The organism is Acinetobacter sp. GW821-FHT01E09 (assembly GCF_059422385.1).
The window spans coordinates 3114311-3134939 of the sequence record NZ_JBWKWU010000001.1 but is presented as its reverse complement, the minus strand read 5'-3'; the positions used below and the strand labels follow the sequence as shown (position 1 = coordinate 3134939).

Below are 20629 nucleotides of genomic sequence, written 5' to 3'. Positions count from 1 at the left end.
CAAAGACATAAAAAACAGAAGAAAAGCTATAGCGGTAAGAAAAAAGCGTATAAATTTAAGTTACAAGCGATCATTGCTAAAAATATATAATCGAGAAATTAATAAAAGAAGAATAGGGGTTGAACATTTTTTGTATATTAAAGACTTTAAAAATCCTTGCAGAGCATTATCGAAATAGAGTAAAACGACTTGGCTTAATGTTTAATTTGATTGCAGGTATTTATAATTTAGAACAGAGTAAAACGTAAGTTATGAAAGAGGTGTAATTAAGAGTCTAGATCGAAAATTGAAAATATTGGAGTATTTTGAGAAGTGATAATGTAGTTTTTAACCTTACATTATTGATTAAATGTAATTGATTTTAATGATTTAAAGTAATGAACTTATTTTTATCTGCAAGATAAATAACATGAAGAATTTAGTGTGTATTTTTTAATGAAATTTATATATAAATATTTGTTAACAATAGCTTGGATTGTATGAGTCAATAGTGGTTTTTTAACGAAATTAACAAAAAACATATTAATTTTTTTATAACACGAGTATTATAATTAAAAATGACGATGCTTTATTTAAAAAGCCTTATGGTTTATGTTTATTAAAGTATACCCTAGATTAGTTTAAAATTAATATGGAAGACTGAATAATGAAGAAATTATGGTTTTTACCTTTATTGATGATGGTTGGCTGTACAACTTTAGCAACAAATCACAGTAACGATAAAAATGACATTGAAGTCAGTTTTTATAATTTCTTATCAACCAAAAATAGTTCTAATTATGTTGGTGCTTATTGCGTAGGATATAAAGATGGTCAAAACGTAACTAATCCTCAGCAAGAAATCTTAAAAAAATTAACACAGTCCAATCCAAATATTATTCCAGTTTCAGAATGTACTGTTGCCAATGATGTAAGACTTAAAAAGGACAATTCGAAAGCAACATTACTCTTTATCAACACATTAAACTGTGATGATAAGCAGCAATGCATAATTCAAGGTGGCTATTATTTAGGTAATTTAGGTGCGCAAACATCTACATATAAAGCAGTTAAAGTTGATCAAAAATGGTTTTTTACAGTTGCTGATCAAGGGCCTGTTTCTTAAAATCAATGTGTTAATGTTCTTCTAGAATAAGCCAAAAGCTTTATCGGGTGGAGTAGATTATGTTGCACAAAGATTTAAAAGTTAATACGTCCCTAAGCATCTAAAATTTAAGACATAACTTGGCTATGAGGTCTGACTAATTTGGTAAACTTATGCACTACTGCTACACATATGAATTTCATTATCCTGAATTACAAAGTTTCTTGCACTCAGTTTCTCGTCTAGTAATTGACGTTCATATTCTTTACTAAATTGAGAAACAATTGAATATTTTTTTTGTTGCAGAGCTTTCTGCATTTAACCTTAGCCTTACTATTAATCTTGATTTATAGAATTGGGAAAGTAAAAGTGGGTGTTTTAAATTAGTCATGAAAAGCAGGAAGATTAAGGTTCAAAAGTATCACTAAAGTGTAAATATCTAATTTTTTCATAATTTTAATGAATATCATATAAAGCATTGTAAAAGGCATTATTTTTATCAAATAGACTATATGATTCTAGAAGTAGTCTACTTGATAAATGATTGAATAATTTTTGACATTTAGAACGATAGATATTAAAAAAGTAAAAGATTTTATGTATGAGTAGTTTAACTAAAGTTAAACTTCTTAAATTTAAGAAAATTAGCTATTGATAGTCTAATCTCACTGTCGCTTGTGTTTTTACATAACCAGGCGTTGCTGTTGCTGCTGAACGATAATACCCCGCTTTTAATGCTTTAGTAAAAGTAGTCGCAGTTGATCCGACAGGCACTGAATAAAAAGAATTTTGAGCTCCGATTACGAGTGGAATATCTGTAGTAGCATCTCTAAGTTGAACATCTACATTACTGGCATTAACCAAACTCGATTGATTTTTTAAAATCCCATTATTATTGACATTACTTGGTGTATAGCTGTCTTTAATGGTTGCAATTAATACCTTATTGGGCATCGCCGCAGTGCAGTTGATGTTAATATTAAATGGTTGTTCATTACTAGTTTGGTTTGTATTTAAAAATACTGTAGGTACAGGCGCGAGATTAACTGTTTGGTTCGCTATTGTGCAAGTCGGTAAGTTAAAACTTAACTTTAGATCTAAATCATAGTCATCAAAATTCTGTTTTGGACTTCCAGATGGAGGGTTTACACCATTATAATCGTCAAACTTAAAATTTATTCGCCCTAAACGTATTTTAACTGTAGATCCATTCAATGCATTAATTATTGTAGCAGATGGTTTCGTATTATTGATAAACTGAATACCTATATTTGGAAATCGTATATCAGCATTTAGAATTCCAACGTTACTTCTAAAATATGATTCACCATTAATAGTGACAAACTGTCCATTGGTCGTATTGGGATGAACATTGTAATTCGTATTCAAAGTAGTGACATTCACAGCAGCCACATTATTATTATTATCTTTTAAATTAAATGATAGTTTAAGGTTAGAAGATAACCATGCTTTCGCTGCACTAAGATCAGTTGCATTCGCATTAGAACCAGAAACAATGACATTTGTATCTACACCAAAAGGAAAAGAACCTCCCCCTGTAGCTGTTAAATTGGTATTTCCAGAAGCAGCAATAAAATCACTACGTACTGCAACAGGACTATTACAGCCTTGCATACCTCTTACAAAACTTTGATTTGTGATCGTTTCTGTATAACTAAAATTATTGATCGTTCCTGTTGCACGAGCAACAGAAACAGGAGTAGGAAAATTGCAACTTGCTATAGCTGCAAATGCAGATTGCGAAAATATAAAAATAAATGGAGTCGATAACCACAGAAGCTTATTCATGATTTATTTACACTCAGCCTCAATAATATTAATTTTCTTAAACAACTAATTTCTTTCTAACTATTGATAGTCCAATGACACTGTGGCTTGTGTTTTTACATAACCAGGCGTTGCTGTTGCTGTCGAACGATAATATCGGGCTTTTAAAGCTTTAATAAATGTTATTGCCGTTGATTCGGCAGGCACTGAATAAAAAGAACTTTGAGCTCCGATTGCGAGTGGAATATCTGTAGTAGCATCTCTGAGTTGAACATCTACATTACTCGCATTGGCCAAACTCGGTTGGTTTTTTAAGATTCCGTTATTATTGCTATTACTTGGTGTATAACTGTCAGTAATGCTTGCCAGTAAAACCTTATTTGGCATCGCGGCAGTGCAATTAATACTAACATTAAAGGGTTGCTCATTGGCGGTCTGATTATTATTTAAAATAGCTGTCGGCACGGGTGCTAAAGTTACGGTTTGATTCGCTATAGTACAGGTCGGAAAACTAAAATTGAGTTTTAAGTTTTCAATTATTTGAATAGAGCGCGTTGTATAAGCAACGTTTCCAGGTGCATTATAATCAGCATATTTATACGAATATGTACCTAACAGAATTCGTATTGTTGCCCCATTTAAAGCATTGATGATTGCTGCGGATGGTTTGGTCGTATTAATTAGGCTCATATCCAACCCTATACGCGTATCGACACCACCTGTTCCACCACCACCACCATTGAAAAATTGCTCACTTCCATCATTAAATATGGCACCATCTCCTGTGGTAGGTAAAATATTGTAGTTGGTATTCAGTGCGGTAATATCTTTGGCCTTTGATCCATTGTTACTGTTATCGTACATTTTAAACTTAATTTTTAAATTACTGACCAGCCACGCTTTTGCTAGTGTTACGGTTGCTTCATCTGCCAATGAACCCGAGATGCTAATTGTTGACGCAACCCCAAATGGACTACTCCCGGTTAAATCGGTACCGCCTGGCACGGCATGAAAATAACTATTAATTCTAATCGCTGGATTACATCCCCCAAGCATTTGTTGTGGAACTGTACTAGGAAATGTTTGAGTATAACTAAAACTAGAAATGTTACTACTGCTATTGCTATAGAACGCTTGGCTAGGCCGGCTACTACAAGCAGCAAAAACTGATTGCGAAAAAATAAAAAATAATGGAGTCGATAACCAAAGAAATTTATTCATGACTTATTTACACTCCACATCGATAATATTGAAATTTTCTGTATTTTTATGCGTTAGGCGTTTCTGAGAAAGTGGTGCAATTGAACAGCGTTCATTATTGTTTCCTCCCCACACAATTTGCGTAGATTTGAGCAAGGCATCTTGTTGATCTACAATTACCTGACTCGATGCGCCCACCACTCCCAACACATTCCCTTGATCATCTTTTAGCTGACTACCCATAGGTATATTTGAATCAAGAGTATGACGAATACGGAGCAAGATATTGCTCGATGTATTGGCTTTAAACTCAGCCAATTGAGAACTATACTTACGTGGAATCACTTCTGTTTGATTGGATTCTAATGTCACATTCACGGGTAAATCAGCAGGATCAAGACTAATCAGATTTTTACTATATGGTGTGTTATATGGGTAGATTGCATTTCCAAAACGATCGACTTTTACCCCCCATGCATTTGACACAATAGCACCCTTTCCTTTATCAACGTGAACAATTGTGTAGGTATCAGGTAAGGTATTAACTGGCGTCAGACCATAACGATGTGCAACAACAGCACCTTGAGCAGATAATGAATATTGGGTATTGCTTTCATTGGTAGAAAGCGTTGCACCTAAATTCATTGTAGGCAATAGATAATTTACATTACCATTAAACATCGTATCATGTTGGTTATTTATAATACCCGCGCCAAAATTCAACTCATTGTGCGCACCCAAAACACCAGATACATTTAGATTTGAAGTGGTTTGCGAGTTTTGGTCATGTTGGACGCTGGCATTCATTGACAGGTTTTTATTACGCCAGTCTAATGGAATGGTCATAGAAAAATAGGCAGTGTCACCACGATCTCGTGAACGGTCAGAATAATCTGTTCTAGAAAGACCAATGTTATAACTGATTCTGTTCCAGCTATTACCATAACTGAAGTTATATTGATAATAGTCTTGGCTGTCATCCCAATAATTATTTTTTCTTACTGTAAAATTCAAGTTGCCTAATCGAGTATTTGGGAATGATTTAGATAGGCTCACACCCATGTTTTGTTTTAAATTATAGTTATATAAAAAATCATCATATTCTTGATCTGTTAAGCCACCAATATTACGTTGATATAAATGCGATGATATGCTCATATAGCCACGATCATATGCCGCATAATCTGCATAAAAATTCAGATTTTTAGGTAACCAATCATAGCGGTAGTTCAAGCTATATTTTTGCCCATCATAGTCCTTACGATAGAGTTCAGATTCCGTATGTTCAACAAAAGCAGTCAGACCACCCAATAGCGTATTGACAGATAATGAAACTAAACCACTGGTATAATCATCACTCACATTGGTACCTGCACCAATCGTTAAAGCATTGTTGATACCGTAATTAAAACTTCCTTGAAATAATTTATCGTCAGTGGTTTCATGCCGGGTTCTATAACGACCACCCGCGATACTATAATTATAACGACCTTGACGCACTAAGTCATAGTTGCTTTGCATTGCGACATTAAATGTTCTTTTTTCACCACCTGTTTCGATTATCTCAACAGTTAAATCACCAGAAGATGCCGCATTTAAATCACGAATAATAAAAGCACCAGCAGGTACAGTACGTTCATAAATTTTTTGACCACTTTGGTAAATACGTACTAAAGCATTGGTATTGGCAAAGTTTTGAATTACAGGTGCATATTGCCGAGCAGACCACGGTAACATCTCTTGATCTGATGCCAACTGAGCACCGACAATCGGTAAATTATCTAATCGATAGGTGGTCGTATTAAATTGCCCGAGACTTAAACGCGAATTCAAACGGGTGATATCTCTGTACAAAACATTTTGGTCAGAATAATAATGTCCTAAGCCTGAATTTTCAGATTCAAAAGCCCCAGAATGGCGGTAATACCAGCCAGCAACATTTAATCCACCGTTAAGGCCTAAGTATTTACTTTCCCGATCTTCATCTTTGTTATAGTTAAAAGCATATCCAAGAAAAGCAGAATTCACACCTTGCTTAAATAATTTAGGATCGATATAACCCTCCGGACGAGCAACACGTAATGCTTGAGGAATAGATATATCGAGCTTTAACTTAGATAAATCAAAATCATAGTAGGCATCTTCATTCAGCTCTTTAATAGTCCGGCAGGGTTTATTGCTTAAACTTTTACGAAATTCTGCTGTTAGATCAAATTTTTCCAACAATACGTTATCGACACAAAGTACAGCAGAACGTTGACCATCCAAATGATCAAACTTTACTTCGATATTATCCATTGTTTGTTGATTGACAGATAGTTGCACCAAGTATTTACCTGGCGCAATAAAGTTTTTAACCTCAAAATTAGTCAAAGAAACATTACGGTCATTGCCGAATAAGGATGCCGCATTAAAAGTTACAATTTGATTATTCTGTGCGACCAGTTGATTATTGTTTTGTGCAATCAAATGACTATTATCTTGCGCAATTAAATCTGGTTGATTCTCTTCAGCCGATACCTGCACAGCAATTGCAGATAGCAACATCAAACAGAGTTCGCTTTTTTTAAAATTTAGCATGCTAAACAATCCATTAATACTGTTTTATTATTGCATTACGGCTTCGAATTTTTGTACTGCACCTAAATCATTGATAATTTCATAGGTGACTTTTTTTGTTGTTAAATCTGGCTTAAAGTTTTTCAACAAGATATTGCTCGTAAATGGCTCTAACATGATTGCATCCTCACCAGAGCTAAAAGCCTGATTTTTACCACTTTCGACTTGTAAAACTGTGATGTGATAAGGGGTCGGGTTACTGATCATCACATTTTGGGATGTTTGATCTAATTTAAATTGAATACTTTGTTGAGCAACAGTTGGTTTCATTGCCAGTTGATGCGGTCGATAAAATAATTTAACCCTTGTGCGTACTGTAAAAGATAAGTGATTTTTATCTGTTAATTTTGGATCATCTGGTGGAATATCTAAAATATTAAACCAATATATAGATTCACGATCTTTAGCTAATTTAGACGTATCTAAAGGAATAATCCGAATGATCTGACCTTTGTTGGGCTCAATTCTAACCAACGGAGGATTGAGTACAAAAGGAACATCCTCAGCTTTTGGTGTTTTTTTAGGGTCACCAGTATCAATCCATGCTTGTATAAGTGCTGGACTATCATAAATATTTCTGAGTTGAACATTTACACTTTTTGAATTCGAAGGGAGAATTATGCGTGTACCATCTATCGATACACCTGCATGGGCAAGTGGCATAGTGAATAACATACATAAAGCAACTTTTAGAAAACGCATAACTCTCCCCCGAATAATTAAAACAACAATAAATTAGTTATATTGCAATGTATAATTTACAGTTGCTGTCACATTCTGTGCATCAACAGTACCTGATTTGGTAAAGTAACGTGCTTTATAAGTCATTGTAGCTGTGCCTGTACCGTCTCCTGCAAGCCCAGAAATAGCACTTTTTGCTTGTGCGCCCCATGCTTGTGAGTAATCAACTGGTGTGTCTGCATCTGTCAAAATTTGAATAAACACCGGGTTCGTTGATGATGCGCCAGCAGCTTTGTTGACTAAAGCTGTTTTGTCTGTTGAATCATAGTCTGTTGCAGCAGCAGTTTCTAAAAGAAGACCTTTAAGAGCTTTGTTTGTTGCAGCATCACAACCACCAGTACCAGCGCCATTTTTAAGTTGTAAATCAAAGTTTTTTGTACTTGCAGTTGGATTTGCAGCCGTAAACGTAGAGGTAGGGACTGTATCTAAAGTCACAATAATATTTTGACTTCCTGAACCACCAGCACCAGCTCCTGTTAATGTACAGGTACTGTCTGTAACGACACCATTTACTGTAATTGTGCCATCTACAGCAAAAGTATTAGTACAGGCTAGACCTAAAACTAATGCACTTATAGTAGATAAAGTTAAACTTTTCATTCAATAAACCTCTTATGAATTTAATAAAAAAGCAATGAATTATTATTTTGATCACCTATACTTATTAATAAGGCTCACTTAAATCAATAATTCTATATGTGAATATGCTTACAAATTATTTAAACTATCATTCAATTAAATATATAACAATAGTAAAAAATATAAATAGAGAGCTTTTCTCTAAAACAAATGATACATCTATCACATTTTTTTTGTATTACATTTTCTCATGACTTATTATTACTTTTTTTCATAATTGTTTGATAAGATCTGGCGATTTGTTAAAGTGATGTATTTTTAATTAATATGGAAAAGCATTATTAATATTTTTAAATGGTTAAGTTTTGTTAAATTTTAGTGGAATCTTTAGATGGATAATATAAGCATTTTTACAACTTTATATTTTAATTAAACTTAAAAATATAATCATTGAGATGATGTTTAGTATTCAATGAAAGCTTATATAATTTAATTTATTACTACTAAGCTATGTAATCACGAAAGAAAAGTGATTGATGTCTAAACTAGCTTTGTTGCATAAAAATTAAAAAAAGCACTACACTAAGCAATTCTGATTAAAGTAAAAACTAGGGGAGGGTACCTAACTTAGCGAATTTATAAATGGATTCTAACTGTATACGAATCTCATTAACATTGATTTGTAAACTTCTACACTTCGTTTATTGTACAATAATTTGATACAATTGATTTTTGAATCTACTTATCTTCGGTGATACTAGCCAGATAAATTTTCCAAGTTTTTTCTAGCTATCTTTTTTATATTCTTAATAATGCATTTCTATGCGTTAACTTTAGATTTTTAACCTTCCAAAGTTTTGTATAGTTTAATGGTTTTATAGTTGAATAAGTACATGCAATTGTCGATCTGAAATTACTTTTCTGTAGTATGTGATGTCATAAGCCCTATCTGTATAGGTAAAATCAATCTGTTCATTTGGTCGAATTTCATCAAGTAAAGCCATAAAAGCTTGCGAATCGCTGACATTGCTCTTAGTCAACTGTAAAGCCCGTATTTTCAGAATTTTAGCATATATACTTATATGAGGTTTATTTCATTGCTGACGATATTTTGGCTAATGTTTTTTTTCTTTGATTTTCCTTAACCTAGAATTTCAGGCCAATAGAGTTCACGAGTAGATGAAGTTCATCACTTTTTCCTATAGGTAATAATTATATCAATAAGCTTTTGTATTCACCAATCTAACCCAAAAAAGTCAAATCAGGCTCTAAACAAAGCAGATAATCATGCGTAAAAAGAGCACAAAAATAGAGATATGATCATGGGGAAGTGTTGAATAGTATTATCGGAATAAGTTTGATTTCTCCATTATTTACCTTGTAGCTGTCATATCATTGAGTGGTAGAATTAAAGCAAATCGAAATCTTCATGCTTTTTAATATGTTTAAACTATAAAGAACTATACATTGTATCGTAATTTTTAGGTGTAAGCTTTTTCATTCAGAGATTGTATTATTGAATGATACCCCAAGGATAAGTTTGTGAAACAAAGGTGTCGTTAGTTAATTTTGGGTAAACCAGAAAATCTTAAACATAAATATATCTAAAATAACTTATATAATTTACATTTACAGACCTAGTAGTATTTTTTTAGTTTTTTGCATTTCTGATCGAAACCATTCTTCAAAAATAATTTTTCTATAATCCTCTTCAAATGGCTGTGATGATAGAAGGTAATAAGATGAACCATCAAAAAAAGGTTTTGATAAAGTTCTTAAAAAATTGTTTTGTAATTCTTTTTCAATCATGAAACCAGAAACAATTGTTGAACCTAATCCTGATAAGCAACCTTCGATACAAAGATAAAAGTGATCCAGTTCTTTTTGTTTTAAATTCATAATTTGTTGTCTTATCGAATGAATATTTAAAAGATTATTCCTAAAGTTAGCTCTAGATTTTGATATTAAAATTCTATCATTATTTTTAAACTCTGAATTACAAACGAAAAACATTATTTCATCAATAATTTTCTTACTAAAGTAAGATTCAGTTGATGAGAAATTATTACGACGTAAAGCTAAGTCAAACATTTGTGCATTAAGATCTTCAGTGCAACTTGTAATCAATTTTATTTGGAAATCATAACTAAGGTTATTGAACTGATTTAATCTTGGTATTAACCATTTCATACAAATCGTGGGTTCACAAGAAATGATTAAGCTGTTATCAAACAAAGCTTTACTATTTAATTTCACTAAGCATTTATCAAGCTGTGTAAAGATTTCTTTACACTGATTGAAGAGAAATAAACCATCACTTGTCAATTCTAGAGTATTTCCAATTCTATTAAATAAGGTCACATTTAATGATTCTTCTAGATTTTTAAGTTGCTTGCTAACAGCGGCTTGTGTGACTAAAAGTTTTTTTGATGCAGTTGTAACACTACCATTTAAGGCAACATAATAAAAAAACTTAAAAGAGTTGAGTGAGAATCTTTCAAACATTACTATATCCTTATATAATATGCAAAAAAAAATCTATAATTTTTTAACCAATTTTAGTTGAAAATTATACTAGAGAAATTAACCAATCACGAACTTTTTGAATGTTTTTATTGTTTAAAAATGCTTTATGATAAACTATATAAAAGCCTGATTCTCTAATAAGTTTTGTAGAAAATGCATAAGCTAAATTGATTTGCTTCGATTTCTTTTTTAACAAAAATATGAATGGCGTATTGCTATTCCTTGTTCACTTAACGCAGCGTCGATTGCTAATGATGTTTGGTTAAAATATATATCCTTTTGTCTATTGAATTTTTTAAGTTCAATAAATCTAAATAGTCTGGCCATATTTTTAATAAATCATGTAAAAAGATTATAGTGTTTTAAATTTTCCATTTCATCAGGTTTTCCATATTTAGCTATTAATTTAGGACTCACCACACTAATAAAGTTATCCATTATTAATAACAAAAATGAAAAATCAGTATCAAAAGGTGGAGAAACGTAACGTATAGCTATATCAACTAAATATTATTTAAAATTAACAATTTATCTTGTGGAGTGTATTTGAAGATTAATATTATTATGATTGTTAGAAAATTTGCGTAACTTAGGTATAAGCCACTTAGAAGCAAGTGTAGGAGGAGCACTTAAAGTAATATTGATTGTGTTGAAAGCATTATGAATACATTTTGCATAATATTCACCATCTTTAGTTAAATTAATTCTTTCAAATTTTTATAAAATAAATGTGTTTGTAGTTCATGTTCTAAAAAATTAATCTGATTCTCAACAGCAAAAGCTGTAAGCCCTAATTCTTCGCCTGCAATCGCAATATCTAGATGTCTACTAACAACATCAAAGATTCACAACGAATTTTAAGACAGAAGTGAGTTCATATATTTACTCATAAAATAAAATTTTGAAAAAGTTATAGAAGTTGATTTCTATCATATTAATTTTATTTGATTGATAGAAGTCACAAGAATAAGGTTTACATTGTTATTTGTTGTAGCTTCTTTAACAAATGAAGTTTCGGACAATTGTTCCGTTTTTTATCGGGGATCTTCGTTGAAGTAGAAATAATTTATTAGATTTTTGTGAAAACTCTATTAAGCTCATCTGCATTTCTACAATATTACTTTCAGTTAATTCTGCCTTTGCTGCCCGAGGAACACTGAATGATTATACTGTACATTTTGTTGGTGAGCTTGTACATGAGCATGTGCAGCGATTACAGATTCTGCTGATCAAACTGATACCTTAAGTCAATATGATACAGCAAGTATTTCTAATTGTGGTTCTAAAATAGCTCAAGTTCCATTTCAAATCTGTAGAGTGTGAACCTGCTGTTTTAACTACTTTGGTGGTTGAATTTAATGATAAATCAGCTATTAGCAATGCAAATTTTATTGCTGTTTTTGCAAATGGTTCAAACTATACTGTTGAAAGTAATGTAGAATTGAAATTTCAGATAGCTCTTATAAAAAATCCATCCATTTGATTTAGCAATTTTCTCTACTCTAAATTTAATTGACGGTGAGGATTCACTTGATTATAGTACTCGTTATGTAGCAGTTGTAGTCGGTGCTACGGCTGGTCAAGCTAATGCAACATTAATCATGACAAAGATGTCTTGAAAAGTTAATTTTATCTAACTAAAATTTTCTTGCAGCCTCAGAATGTATTATTACAGATGATGCCAGACTCAGGAAAATAATTAAGCAATTCTATTTTTTTAATAATTCATTGAATTGTAATGATAATCAACAATATAAAACTCAAAATGCATATTATTTAGAGAGTCTTGGATTATAGGCATGTTTATATAAGGCTATAAGGATTAATAAAAAATGGTAAAGAGATCCAATCCCTTATTTTTAGATTTATTGAGACTAATTAAATAATTTAAATGTTAATTTGATATATTAAGTTATTGTTTTGATGTTTTTTGAAAGAAGATATTTTCTTCTCTTCAGAGAAAGCAAATATCAATTTCCATATGTTTTATTCGCATATAATTGATAATATATTTCTTAAATCAGAGTTTAAAATTATTCAATAATGCCAAATTTTTCAAGTAGATTTTTTTTTGTTAATTGCATTTCCTTGGTTAACCAATCCTTAAAAATAATCTTACGGTTATCTTCTTCGAAAGGGGTAGGTGAAAGTAAATAATAAGATGAATCATCAGCATTTAAATATTTTATAACTTGAATAAAACTATGATTCATCTCATGTTCTACCATAAAGCCAGATACAGCAGTTTGACCTAAACCAGATATGCAAGCTTCTATACAAAGATAAAAATGATCAAGTTCTATAGTTGTTAAATTTGAAAATTCAGGAAATTTGTTTGCTAAATAGCTTTTGAATTTCGGGCGAGATGTACTTAATAGCAAATTGGAAGAATTTTTTTGATTACTCCCTACCATAAACATGAATTCATCTACAATTTTTGTATTAAAAATATGATCACCCCAAACAAAATCATTTCTTCTAATTGCTAAATCGATATTTTGATTTTGAAAAATGAGAGGTCCTCCTCCTGTTAAAAGTGTTATCTCAAAGCCTAAATTTAAATCATTAAACTTCATCATTCTAGGTATTAACCATTTCATTGAAATGGTGGGTTCACATGAAAGTACCAAATTATTATTTCTATATTGTTGCTGGTTTATACTAAGTATGCATTGGTCAAGTTGGTTAAAAATATTTTGGCAACAATCTAGTAGAATTTTCCCTTCATCTGTTAAGATTAAAGTCTTACTAACACGTTTAAACAAAGTGATGTTCAAAAGCTCTTCTAAATTTTTAATTTGTCGGCTTACAGCACTCTGTGTAACATACAGCCGTTCAGCTGCATTAGTTACGCTCTCTTCTGTAGCAACATAGTAAAAAAACTTTAATGAATTAAGTGATAATCTTTCTATCATTGTAAGAACTCTTGTAATCCATATATTTGATGTAACCACTATTGTATTCTATAAATTAATTTATATCATTACTTTCGTAGTTACATTAATATAATTTTATTAAGAGATAACTTAAATAATCTGCTTACATGCACACTTTCCATACATGTTATACAAAAATAAAGCCGGTGCTTCTTGCAAGAACACTTGACTTTGATCTATAAAGTATGTATCCATATTGCTATCTAAAATCATTAAAAATTTATTTTGTCTATCAATTACAGTACCCTTAATTGTTTTGTTTAAATAATTAAAATTTTTATCAAAAAAAGGAACAGTAAAAAAAACTTTTGCTCCAATTTTTATTTTCCACTTTGAATATTCTATTAAAAGCCCGCACTGTTTACATGTCCATTTTTTATTTTTAAATGAAATTTTTGGTTTAAACATATTTGTCTCCTTATACTAATTATTTCACATGTTTTATTTTTAATAAAATGAGAAATATTTTATTTAAAGTATGATTTTTTGGAATGATAATATTCAGTCTTTTATGTTTGAATACTTCTCTAAATTTGTTTTAGATTTATTAATTTCTTCACTTAACCAATTTCTGAAAGCAATTTTTCTATAATCTTCTTCGAAAGGAGAATGAGATAAAAGGAAATATGAAGAGCCATCGTGAAATGGCTCAATAATTGGTTCTAAGGTGTTTTCATTTAATTCATTTTCTATCATATATCCAGAAACGAAGGTAGAGCCCAATCCAGATAATGAAGCTTGAATACATAAATAAAAATGATCTAACTCTTTATAATGAATAGCATTAATTGTATTATTTCTTAGTTTTTCTTTAATGAAATTACTCCAAATTTTCGGTCTAGAAGACGATATTAATACAGTGTTACCATTATAAATTGGGACTTTAACAAAGAAGACCATTTCGTCTGCTAATTTGAAATAATGGATATGATCTTTCTTGTTAAAATCATTTCTTTTGATAAATAAATCAATGTTGTTGTATTCTATTGATTTTTCATCTGTTATTAGTTTTATTTTAAACGAACTGTTGAATTTGTTTATTCTAGGTATAAGCCATTTTAAACATAATGTTGGTTCGCATAAAACAATGAGATCTTTTATGTTGGATTCTCGTTTATTTAATTTTATAAGGCACTCATCTATATCTTGGAAGATATTTTGGCAACAATTGAGTAAAAAAGTTCCTTCATTAGTGAGTTCAATGACATTGCCTTTCCTGATAAATAGAATTGTATTTAACGAGTTTTCTAATTTTTTAATTTGACGACTTACAGCTCCCTGAGTTACACCCAGTTTTTCAGAAGCAGTAGTTACACTTTCATATGTAGCTACATAAAAGAAGAACTTGACCGAATTTAATGAAATTCTTTTTTTTGACATTTGAAACCTTACTAATTTTTGTAAAATAAACTCTATTGCTAGTCGGTGAAAACTTTTTGCTATATATATTGTATATTTTTATTAATAGAATTAACTTGATTATTACTCATGAATTTGATTGAGAAAAAGTAATGAATTTTTTTAATATTTGATATTATTTTAATTTTATTTATTTAGTTGATTGTTTTTTATAAAGTTGTATAAACTGTGATAATAGTAATTTATTGTTTATTAAATGAAGGTTTTCTGCACATACATAGCTTTTGTTACTAATAATTAGATCAAGATATATGTTGTATTTTTCAATATCCAATAAAAAATAAAGATATATATATCAATACGATAATGATCTTAAAAAATTGTTTTTGTTACATAAAAATATAAATAAATTTACTAAAATTTTTGTTTCACATTAGAGTGTTGATATTCTTTATGCTATTAGCCTTAGCTTAATATGCTATAAATTACAATTCTAAAGATATGACAGAAAAGAAGGATTTAAATATTTGTAAATGTTATGCATACAATCGAGTTAGTTCTAACAACAATAAGTAAAAGAAAATTGATCAAATCAAAAAATTTCCAAATTTTAAATATATCAATGTTTTACAATTTAAGAGATTTTCAGTATTGCCCCTATAATCTATATTAAAAATTTCTCTAATACACTCTTTAAATTAAAACTATAAGGTACAAAATTTATGTAGCTATAAAGATAGTTTTCCTGGAAATTAAGGTTGATTTGATAGTAAGTAATGAATGAGACGCATTATATTAAAATTGTTAAATTTGTTTGCATTTTTATATAAAAAATGATGTTTGTGAAAAATGATAGTTATGTTGTGACTTTCACCAAAACCAATTCATCCATATTATAAAGTAAAGAAAGCTTAATCTTTAGGCCGCATAAAATATTTTTCCCTAATTTTGATTTTCGTTAAATATTGTTTTGTTAATATTATATTTATAAAAATTAATTAGATAAATTTATTTTAAAATTGTGCTAACTGGAAATCTTGTACGGAATTAAAAGTTCAATTGTGCTTTAAGGAACTATAAAAAAAATCTATTCAAAAAAATCATGAAAATCCATGCGTAAAAGTCATTATTCAAAACAAACATTTACTAATATTTTTATTCTCAGTAAGTCTGTTGCCTAAATTTTACTTTAGATTGAATGACAACTCATATGTTAAGGATTGATATTATGCTACCACCTAAATTGAAAATATTACTTTTGAGCTTTTCTTGTTTTTGCATAACGAATAGCGCGTGTTTTGCAACAGATATCTCTTTAGCTTCCTCACCTCGTCAGGTGCAGGGCGTTACTTTAAATACCCTTTTTGATCCAGGTAAAACGAGATATTCGTTTTTACATATGCAGGAATTTCTACCATCCATAACAATTTATCGTGGTGACAAACCTGTCATACCTTTATTGCAATCTAGACAAAAATTGGGCAATGTTGAGTTTAGCTATATACAACCCTCAACAAAAAAAGTTGTAAACAGTAATCTTGAAAAAATGCTCTTAGCAAGCAATACAGATGGGCTTGTGGTACTAAAAAATGGCCAAATTGTTGCCGAACGATATTTTAATGGTCAAGATGCAACCACTCGCCATCAAATGAACTCGGTCAGTAAATCAATTTTCGGTTCTATCACTGCAAGTTTAATTGCTGAAGGAAAACTTAAACGAGATGCAAAAGTATCTGAATACATCCCTGAACTCAAAGATTCAGCATTTGGTGACGCAACAGTGGATCAAGTGATGAATATGACCGTTGGGGTAAAGTACTCTGAAGACTATTTATCACCTGATTCTGAAATTGCCCGATATATTAAGAATATGGGATTAAGACCTGGATCTTCCCCTTATAACGACAAGTTAGGTATTCGAAGTTTTTTAACTGAACTAAAAAAAGAACAACAACATGGAACGACCTTTTTATATGCAACACCTGTTACGGATGTTGTGTGTTGGTTAGCTGAAAGAGCATCTGGTCAATCTCCTTCAAAACTACTTGAAGAACGTGTATGGCAAAAAATGGGAATGGAGCGGGATGCTTATGTTTTAGTAGATCCTCAAGGAACTCCAAGCTGTGGTGCAGGAGTAAATGCAACTGCACGAGATTTAGCTCGTTTTGGTCAAATGTTGTTACAGAAAGGTAAATTTAATCATCAGCAAATTTTACCTTCTCAAGTGGTTGAACATATTACTAAAGGTGGTGATCCTATCGCCTATAAAAATAGCGTGTATGTTAAAGGCGGAGCTATCACACCTGAGGGCTCGAGTTATGTGGACCAGTTTTGGTTCTTTAATTATCCTGAAAAGTCATATAGCGCTTGGGGGATTTATGGTCAATTTATATACGTTGATCCTAAAAACAATGTCGTGATTGTCCAACAGTCAAGCCAAAACTTACCTGAAGATCATGATATTGAAGCACAAACACTAGCCGCATTTCGCGCAATTGCAGCTTCACTAAAATAGTCCAATAATATTGATAAAACATCATTAGAGAATCAATTGACTCTTGATTCCCTAATGGTGAAACAAACACGGATGTGTATATGAACATTAAAACAAATTTCTTAGGGCTAGCGATACTCTTTTTTAGTAGTTCCTCGTTTGCAATTGATCTAAGTATCGGAGATCCAAAGAGCACCCAAGGTCAAATCAAACTATCAGGGATTGTTCTTTCTAACTATGTGCATAAAAATTATGACATGCAAATTTATGAAGGTGATCGAAATGATTATTGGGATATCGCAGGAATTCAACTAGCTTTAAATTATGATAATCCTAATTGGGAAGGATATATCCAAACACGATGTTATCAATACGATCGTATGTGTGAAGCTTTATTTCTACGAGATGCTTGGCTCGGCTATAAAATTTCTGAACATCAAAAAATAAGTGCTGGTTTACAACCAGTAGATTTTGGTTTTGGTCGCTTATGGGGATCTAGCTATTACGAAACTATTTTGAATACGGTTGGACTGGAAGACATCAATAACCTAGGATTAAAATATCAATATAATGATGGTCAAAATAATTTCACATTTGGTTTTTACCCAAGAGATGGCGGGGATTATAAAGGAACATCTAAAGATGCTAGCCGTTATTCTGGAAATTTTGTTACTGCCGATGATCTAACAAGTGGGACGAATATAAAGGAAAAAAACATGTTTGTTACTCGAGCATCGAAAAAAGTAATCCTCAATAAAGATCAAAGTTTATCTACTGAACTCGGTGGTTCAGCTTGGTACTCAAAACTAGAAAATAAAAAAACACATCTTGATGGAGATCGTAATGCCTGGAATATCTTTGCTAATACTCAATATAAAGGGTGGCAATGGTCAGTTATTGCAGGTGAACAAAATATAGATAATGCCGATACACTCATGCCAAATGAATCCACAATTGGTGCTTTTGACTATTCATATCAAGTTGCCAATAAAGGTAAGTATGTAGCAAATGAGATTAACTACAGTTTTCAAGAACCCGTTTATAAACTTGAGAATTTTAGACCATATCTGACCTATAGCAGATTTATAAAAGATAAAGCTGACTATATCGATTCAGAGCGCCTTACTGCGGGGCTTTATTTCAGTTACAAATCTATTGGTTTTCAAGGCGAATATATTTTTAGTCGCAATGATCCGATGTTGGGTGGTAGCGCTAATGGCTTAGCACAAGGCGATAGTAAACAATGGAATCAAATGCTCTATATTTTGCTAGGTTATTACTTTTAATTTTTTTATGATTAACTAAATTTTATAGTTAATCATAAATAGACCGAATTAATCTTATATTGATATGGTAGATGATTACAAATATTATCTATTTTTCATCCTTAAATCACAATTATTTATAAAGGTGAGTAACTTGAATAATTTAAATTTTCCTATAAGTTGTCTAGTAGAAAATTATGCTGTACTTTACGCAGATCAAAAGGCAATGAGTGTGGTATCGGCAACTGGGCAATCAGCTACTTTAACTTTTAAAGAAATAAATGACTTAGCAAACAGAATTGCAAGTTTTTTACAAAATACAATGAGACTAGTACAAGGTGATGTTGTAGCTTTAAAAATGTACAACCATTTACATTATCCGGCTTTTGCACTTGCATGCTGGAAAATTGGTTTGGTAATTACTAATATTAACCCTCTATATACAGCTAGAGAACTTACGCATCAGCTAAAAGACAGTCAAGCAAAAGTATTGGTAACAACTAGCTCATTACTCGATACTTTCAATAAAGCAATATTAAACCATCAAGAATTAAGTAAGTTGGATATAATTTTGACTAATATGGATGACTTCTTTGAGCAGCCTATTCACATATCCGATCAAATAAGTTGTATACAGAATGAACAGGGAAATCAAGTATATTCATTCAAAGAGATTCTTAGCAGTAATAACGATAATTATGTTGAGAATTTTTTTGAAGTAGCACTATATCAATATACAGGAGGAACTACGGGTGTAAGTAAAGCTGCAATTCTGACCCACTCTAATATTAATCATGCAGTTGATGCATTAATAAACCATTTTACAAGTAACAATATAATATTTGAAGAACAAGATCAAACGATCACTGCTGTACCGCTTTATCATATTTTGGGTTTCTGTGTTGCAATGCTTACATTCATTAAAGCTAAAGTTCATAATGTGCTCATTCCTGTTGCTCGTCCTTTAAGTAATTTAAAATATGCGTTTGATCAATTTGATATTAGTTGGATGATCGGTGTTGAAACATTATTTGCTGGATTATTGTATGAAGAGTGGTTTATTAATGGTCCTAAAAAAATAAAATGCGCACTCTCTGGTGGTACTGCAATGAGATCTGCAACTTATGAAAAATGGATTGAAAAGATCAGCCCAATGGTTGAAGGTTATGGTATGACAGAGGCAGCAGGTACAATCACACTTCAACCTTTATCTGGAAATAGACCTCTAAATTCTGTTGGAAAACCACTTCAAGGTATGGAAGTCAGAATTGTAAATGAGAATAGCGAAAGCATGAAAACGAATGAAATCGGCGAAATTTTGATTCGTGGGCCACAAGTAATGCAAGGTTATTTAAATAAACCTGAGGAAAATGCATTTGCTTTTATTGATGGGTGGCTATGTACTGGAGATATTGGTAAATTAGATAATGAGGGTTACCTATATATTATGGATAGAAAAAAAGACATGATTCTTGTCTCAGGCTTTAATGTTTTCCCAAATGAAATTGAAGGTGTTTTGTCATGCCATAAAAATGTGATTGAAGTTGCAGTTGTAGGGAAAGTGGATGACAAGACAGGAGAGGCAATCCACGCTTATATAGTATTAAGTAAGAATATTACTAAAGAAGAATTAACTCAGTATTGTCGTGAGAATTTAACCGCTTATAAAGTTCCAAAACACTTTCACATTGTAAATGAACTTCCTAAAAATACTGTTGGAAAAGTTTTACGCTTTGAATTAAAAAACGACTAAAAAATTTTAAATAAAGAAATAAATATATTTGTAAAGCATGCCTTATTGAAATTACCTTCATAGGATTATTTTAGTTTTTAGGCGTGCTTCTGGTTTTTTTAATATTGAATAAATTATATTTTATATTATTCAAGCCTTTAAATAGTGAGTTAGATAATATTATAAACTAGATTTAAAATTTGTAGGAGAGGAAATTTAGGCGGATATGTTAAATACATTTATATTTAAGTAATGAGTTATTTGTGTAACAGAGAGGATGTTTATGTAATTTTGCTTATTTGTTAA

16 protein-coding genes and 1 pseudogene are annotated in these 20629 nt (G+C 31.1%); 5 read left to right on the top strand and 12 right to left on the bottom strand.

Annotated features, from left to right (window positions below; translation table 11 throughout):
* Positions 1-137: 137 nt before the first annotated feature.
* Positions 138-248, top strand: a pseudogene (locus tag AC07U8_RS14355) (IS5/IS1182 family transposase); the annotation flags it as partial.
* Between the two features lie 398 nt (positions 249-646).
* Positions 647-1105 carry a hypothetical protein gene (locus AC07U8_RS14350; protein WP_494738151.1) on the top strand — a complete coding sequence of 153 codons (459 nt, stop codon included), beginning with the start codon at positions 647-649 and terminating at the stop codon, positions 1103-1105.
* Positions 1106-1255: 150 nt separating this feature from the next.
* Here the strand turns inward: AC07U8_RS14350 and AC07U8_RS14345 are convergent, their stop codons facing one another.
* The 12 genes from AC07U8_RS14345 to AC07U8_RS14290 all read right to left on the bottom strand — a co-directional run bounded on the left by AC07U8_RS14345 (position 1256) and on the right by AC07U8_RS14290 (position 14853).
* Entirely contained in the window at positions 1256-1402 is a 147-nt protein-coding gene (locus AC07U8_RS14345) for a hypothetical protein (protein ID WP_494738150.1), read from the bottom strand.
* Positions 1403-1732: 330 nt separating this feature from the next.
* Positions 1733-2893 carry a fimbrial protein gene (locus AC07U8_RS14340; RefSeq protein WP_494738149.1) on the bottom strand — a complete coding sequence of 387 codons (1161 nt, stop codon included), beginning with the start codon at positions 2891-2893 and terminating at the stop codon, positions 1733-1735.
* Between the two features lie 60 nt (positions 2894-2953).
* Positions 2954-4093, bottom strand: coding sequence for a fimbrial protein (locus AC07U8_RS14335; RefSeq protein WP_494738148.1), 1140 nt, complete (start codon positions 4091-4093; stop codon positions 2954-2956).
* A gap of 3 nt (positions 4094-4096) precedes the next feature.
* Complete coding sequence (locus AC07U8_RS14330) at positions 4097-6652, bottom strand: fimbria/pilus outer membrane usher protein (protein WP_494738147.1); 2556 nt, start codon at positions 6650-6652, stop codon at positions 4097-4099.
* A 27-nt stretch (positions 6653-6679) separates the two neighbouring features.
* A complete protein-coding gene (locus AC07U8_RS14325; protein WP_494738146.1) occupies positions 6680-7393 on the bottom strand; it encodes a fimbrial biogenesis chaperone in 714 nt (237 codons plus the stop codon).
* Between the two features lie 33 nt (positions 7394-7426).
* Positions 7427-8032 carry a fimbrial protein gene (locus AC07U8_RS14320; protein ID WP_494738145.1) on the bottom strand — a complete coding sequence of 202 codons (606 nt, stop codon included), beginning with the start codon at positions 8030-8032 and terminating at the stop codon, positions 7427-7429.
* 854 nt (positions 8033-8886) lie between these two features.
* Positions 8887-9066 (bottom strand): transposase, encoded by a 180-nt coding sequence (locus AC07U8_RS14315; protein WP_494738606.1) that lies wholly within the window; start codon positions 9064-9066, stop codon positions 8887-8889.
* A 574-nt stretch (positions 9067-9640) separates the two neighbouring features.
* Positions 9641-10516, bottom strand: a complete 876-nt coding sequence (locus AC07U8_RS14310) for a LysR family transcriptional regulator (protein ID WP_494738144.1) — start codon at positions 10514-10516, stop codon at positions 9641-9643.
* 716 nt (positions 10517-11232) lie between these two features.
* The gene (locus tag AC07U8_RS14305) at positions 11233-11382 is read right to left on the bottom strand and encodes a LysR family transcriptional regulator (RefSeq protein WP_494738605.1); all 150 of its coding nucleotides are present in this window, start codon (positions 11380-11382) and stop codon (positions 11233-11235) included.
* Positions 11383-12570: 1188 nt separating this feature from the next.
* The gene (locus AC07U8_RS14300) at positions 12571-13452 is read right to left on the bottom strand and encodes a LysR family transcriptional regulator (RefSeq protein WP_494738143.1); all 882 of its coding nucleotides are present in this window, start codon (positions 13450-13452) and stop codon (positions 12571-12573) included.
* A gap of 111 nt (positions 13453-13563) precedes the next feature.
* Complete coding sequence (locus tag AC07U8_RS14295; RefSeq protein WP_262781211.1) at positions 13564-13881, bottom strand: hypothetical protein; 318 nt, start codon at positions 13879-13881, stop codon at positions 13564-13566.
* Positions 13882-13974: 93 nt separating this feature from the next.
* Positions 13975-14853, bottom strand: a complete 879-nt coding sequence (locus AC07U8_RS14290; protein WP_494738142.1) for a LysR family transcriptional regulator — start codon at positions 14851-14853, stop codon at positions 13975-13977.
* Between the two features lie 1378 nt (positions 14854-16231).
* Between AC07U8_RS14290 and AC07U8_RS14285 the strand changes: the two genes are divergently transcribed.
* The 3 genes from AC07U8_RS14285 to AC07U8_RS14275 all read left to right on the top strand — a co-directional run bounded on the left by AC07U8_RS14285 (position 16232) and on the right by AC07U8_RS14275 (position 20344).
* Positions 16232-17347, top strand: coding sequence for a serine hydrolase domain-containing protein (locus AC07U8_RS14285; RefSeq protein ID WP_494738141.1), 1116 nt, complete (start codon positions 16232-16234; stop codon positions 17345-17347).
* Positions 17348-17427: 80 nt separating this feature from the next.
* The gene (locus AC07U8_RS14280) at positions 17428-18612 is read left to right on the top strand and encodes a hypothetical protein (RefSeq protein WP_494738140.1); all 1185 of its coding nucleotides are present in this window, start codon (positions 17428-17430) and stop codon (positions 18610-18612) included.
* A gap of 133 nt (positions 18613-18745) precedes the next feature.
* Positions 18746-20344, top strand: coding sequence for an AMP-binding protein (locus AC07U8_RS14275; protein WP_494738139.1), 1599 nt, complete (start codon positions 18746-18748; stop codon positions 20342-20344).
* Positions 20345-20629 lie beyond the last annotated feature (285 nt).

What these genes read in the sequence shown, in the direction of transcription:
- AC07U8_RS14350 (WP_494738151.1), top strand. Translation starts at nt 647, where the DNA reads ATGAAGAAATTATGGTTTTTACCTTTATTGATGATGGTTGGCTGTACA.
- AC07U8_RS14345 (WP_494738150.1), bottom strand. Translation starts at nt 1,402, where the DNA reads ATGCAGAAAGCTCTGCAACAAAAAAAATATTCAATTGTTTCTCAATTT.
- AC07U8_RS14340 (WP_494738149.1), bottom strand. Translation starts at nt 2,893, where the DNA reads ATGAATAAGCTTCTGTGGTTATCGACTCCATTTATTTTTATATTTTCG.
- AC07U8_RS14335 (WP_494738148.1), bottom strand. Translation starts at nt 4,093, where the DNA reads ATGAATAAATTTCTTTGGTTATCGACTCCATTATTTTTTATTTTTTCG.
- AC07U8_RS14330 (WP_494738147.1), bottom strand. Translation starts at nt 6,652, where the DNA reads ATGCTAAATTTTAAAAAAAGCGAACTCTGTTTGATGTTGCTATCTGCA.
- AC07U8_RS14325 (WP_494738146.1), bottom strand. Translation starts at nt 7,393, where the DNA reads ATGCGTTTTCTAAAAGTTGCTTTATGTATGTTATTCACTATGCCACTT.
- AC07U8_RS14320 (WP_494738145.1), bottom strand. Translation starts at nt 8,032, where the DNA reads ATGAAAAGTTTAACTTTATCTACTATAAGTGCATTAGTTTTAGGTCTA.
- AC07U8_RS14310 (WP_494738144.1), bottom strand. Translation starts at nt 10,516, where the DNA reads ATGTTTGAAAGATTCTCACTCAACTCTTTTAAGTTTTTTTATTATGTT.
- AC07U8_RS14300 (WP_494738143.1), bottom strand. Translation starts at nt 13,452, where the DNA reads ATGATAGAAAGATTATCACTTAATTCATTAAAGTTTTTTTACTATGTT.
- AC07U8_RS14295 (WP_262781211.1), bottom strand. Translation starts at nt 13,881, where the DNA reads ATGTTTAAACCAAAAATTTCATTTAAAAATAAAAAATGGACATGTAAA.
- AC07U8_RS14290 (WP_494738142.1), bottom strand. Translation starts at nt 14,853, where the DNA reads ATGTCAAAAAAAAGAATTTCATTAAATTCGGTCAAGTTCTTCTTTTAT.
- AC07U8_RS14285 (WP_494738141.1), top strand. Translation starts at nt 16,232, where the DNA reads ATGCAGGAATTTCTACCATCCATAACAATTTATCGTGGTGACAAACCT.
- AC07U8_RS14280 (WP_494738140.1), top strand. Translation starts at nt 17,428, where the DNA reads ATGAACATTAAAACAAATTTCTTAGGGCTAGCGATACTCTTTTTTAGT.